Origin of the sequence: Bacillus hominis, assembly GCF_018332515.1 — a bacterium.
Classification (GTDB): domain Bacteria; phylum Bacillota; class Bacilli; order Bacillales; family Bacillaceae_G; genus Bacillus_A; species Bacillus_A hominis.
Window position 1 is genome coordinate 1 of the sequence record NZ_BOQD01000416.1, and the last position, 3,624, is coordinate 3,624.

Below are 3,624 nucleotides of genomic sequence, written 5' to 3' on the forward strand. Positions count from 1 at the left end.
CAATATAGAACAATAAACATAATACACCATTTTTATTCGAATTTAAATCCTTAAATTCGACAAAAAAGTGAATTTTCGTAATTCTAACGTTTATTTTTTTCGACTTTTAATTTAAATAACCTAATTATAAAATCAGAATATTTTAAATGTACGAAACAATTTGTCAGAACTACGTTTGAACAATATTTCTATAACCATTTACAACTATAGCAGAAAAACGTTTGCAATTTCAATATTTAGCTATAAAGATATTACGACATTAATCGACATTATATTTCTGTGTTTTTCGACATTATTCTTAAATTCATTTTTCGAACAAAATCTACCTCGTTATCCAATGATCTTTTGTATAAAACGCTTTATATCAATATTCCTTATATGCTAATGTTAAGATTTTAAGATTAAAAACTATTAAAAACATACATATCCAGGAAAAACAAAACTTGAATCTCTTATTTTTTTCGACATTTTTCTACATTTTATACTTTTTGTCGACCTTTTATTTTTTCTTTCATACGCTTCTCTCTCGAACTCTTACTTACATAGCAAAAAAAGAACAGGCGATCCCTGTTCTTTTTTCTACTCAATTATTGAATAAAAAGAGGAATGGCCTCTCCTACTAAGATTCCATTCCTCTTTTTATAGACTGTTTTGCATGTAAGTCATTAATAATATATTTGGACGCTATGGAAATTTGCTCTCGCAATTCCTCTACCCTTTGTCCTAACGTTTCCTGTACATATTCTGTTTGCTCTAATTGTTTAATCGCCATACTATGTAATGTTTCTGTCGTCCAGTCTCCATCAACATTCCCAATAATTGGCTGATTCACTTGTTGTAAAAACGAATCGATCTTTGGATCATATGAAATTCCAATCATAGGCGTGTTTGCAACTGCCGATAATATAAGAGCATGAAGTCTCATTCCTATTAAAAGAGAGCATTCTGATAAAATAGAGATTTTCTCATGAATATCCATTTTATAAGGGAGCATGTGCGCTTCTTCTCCCATCAAATTAATGATATCCCTTGATGCATTTTGATCAAATGGTCCATGCATCGGTACAAATAAAATATGGTATCCCTCTTGCTTAAGCTTTTTCAGCGTATCTGCTAACTTCTTCATATAATCTTCTTTTGCATCCCAGTACCTTACACTAACCGCAACAACTTTTCCTTGCAGCGAATGTTTTTGAAGCCAATCGGATTTCTTTTCTTCTGGCTGACAAGCTAATACTGGATCTGGAACAAGTTCGATGTCTTTCTTAATACCAATTTCTTTTAAGTACAAAAAAGAGTCTTCATCACGCACTGATATATATTCAGCCTTTGATACATGCCATTTTACTAATAAACGATTTTGCTTCTTCGTAATAGGTCCGATTCCTTGGGCGTAAATATAATACGGCTTTTTCAAAAAACGGGCAAGCCGCATAATACCCGTATAGTATAAAATACTCTTAATACTCGTCTTATCTTGCAAGAGACTTCCGCCTCCGCTAATTAAACCATTACTTTTCTTTATTTCTCGGTAAATCGCTCTTATATCCCAGCGGTTTACTGCTTCTACACCGTACATTTTCCTTGTATAGTCGGGGTCATTTGAAAGTACAACAAGCTCAAGAGTAGGATCCTCTTCATGTAGCGCTTTAATAATTGATTGCAAAATTGCTTCGTCCCCAACATTATAAAAACCATAATATCCTGATAAAACTAACCGCACTCTTAATCTCCTCCAACATTTCGCAATCAACTCTTTTTGTAATTAAACAAATTGTTATCCATTCCTTGCCGAGAAAGGTTTGATAACTTCAAATTGATTTCTTTCACAAACATATAACAAGTCATACCCATTTATAATATTGTTCATTTTCTATAATAAACGATTTTATTTACGCAAAAATGGAATTTGTTCTTTTGATATCCAGTTTAGTTTCAATGCACATATGCCATATAATACTGAAGCTACACTTAGCGCTACAGCACTATATATCATTGCTAGAATCCTGGAATCTGTCACATTGATTAATGTAGACACAAAGTATAATGCTATACCTAAAATACTAGATACTCCAATTACAGCCAAAAATTTGCCTATAGCTATTGGATAAGAAAGATCTTTTCTAATATAAATATGATTTGCGATACAAATCATTACATAAATAATTAGAGTACTATACGCTGCTCCATTTATACCGAATTGGTTTACTAGCGCTATATTTAATATAATTTTTACAAAACTTGCACCGATGACAATCCATGCTGCTTGCATCGAACGATTAATCCCTTGCAAGATTCCTATTGATAATACCATAAGTGATGTGAAATACGAGCTACCAATTAAAATAGCTAACATGCCACTTCCTTTTGTATCTGTAAATAACGCAACATTAAGCGGCACTGCAAGCGCCATAAGCCATATCGTTATCGGCATTGTTAAAACATGCGCAAACTCATTTGTACGTTTTACTGTCAGTTTAGCTAAAGCTATATCTTTTTTTGTTAAAGCCGCTGTTAATAATGGAATTAACGGAAATACTATCGCACTTGCAAATACAACAATTAATTGCATAAATGCAAAACCACGGCTATATATACCAAATTGTTCCTGAATAGTTGTAGAAGATTCATGTAACACATGTGGAATTGTTATAGAATCAACTAAATTTAAAACAGGCATCGATAACGCTCCAATTGCAATAGGAATTGAAACACGGAGTATGTTTTTCGCGTTTTTCTTAAAGTCTTGTAATGAATATGTTTCACTCTTATAGCGATACGTGCTTTTCACATATTTCACTCGCAAATATATGAGTGACGTAATAACACCAAAGCAAGAACCAATCATCGCTCCGCCTGTTATGATATCACTACCCTTATTCCAATATACAAATATATAAGCAATTGTTAACATAAAGAACACGCGAATCAACTGTTCAATTACTTGTGATACGCCGGTAGGTATCATATCTCCGAACCCTTGGAAATATCCACGGTACACTGCCATATATGGTGCGATTAATAAAGCAAACGAAGTAACAATTAATGCTAGCCTCGTCTCTTGTCCACCAAGCATATTTGCAATGCTACTCGATCCAATGATAATAATTAAAAATCCGAGCACCCCAAATATAACACCAATAATAGATGCGGATGTAAACAATTTAGCTATTCCGTCACGATCATTCTTTTCATGAAGATCAGCTATTAACTGGGATATTGCTAGCGGGACTCCCGCTACTGATAAAGTTAAGGCTATCATATATACAGGAAAAACAAGGCGAAAAATTCCAAGTACTTCATCCCCTGCTATATTTTGCAATGGAATTTGAAAAAAACTCCCCACTACTTTCGATATAAACGTTGTAACGGTTAAAATCGCAGCGCCTTTTACAAACTTTTTATTCATCTTCTATCTCTTTTCTTTCAATATATAATCTACATAAAATATTAAATCATTATTATTCATTCATCTTGAGAATCATCACTTTATCTCATTTAGTTATCATACCAAATTTCTTATATATTGAATACTCTCTTTCTTTTTATGTTTTAAATATAATATGTGCAATATATATGTTTTTTTATCCAGTTTTTTCTTCAATTTACTACTTCTACTTGTTC

The 3,624-nt window shown here is 32.5% G+C and carries 2 protein-coding genes; both read right to left on the minus strand.

Features of this window, described 5'->3' with window-relative positions; all coding sequences use genetic code 11:
* Positions 1–619 precede the first annotated feature (619 nt).
* Complete coding sequence (gene csaB / locus KI356_RS25815) at positions 620–1,723, minus strand: polysaccharide pyruvyl transferase CsaB (protein ID WP_088057678.1); 1,104 nt, start codon at positions 1,721–1,723, stop codon at positions 620–622.
* A 165-nt stretch (positions 1,724–1,888) separates the two neighbouring features.
* The gene (locus KI356_RS25820) at positions 1,889–3,409 is read right to left on the minus strand and encodes a putative polysaccharide biosynthesis protein (RefSeq protein WP_212936865.1); all 1,521 of its coding nucleotides are present in this window, start codon (positions 3,407–3,409) and stop codon (positions 1,889–1,891) included.
* Positions 3,410–3,624 lie beyond the last annotated feature (215 nt).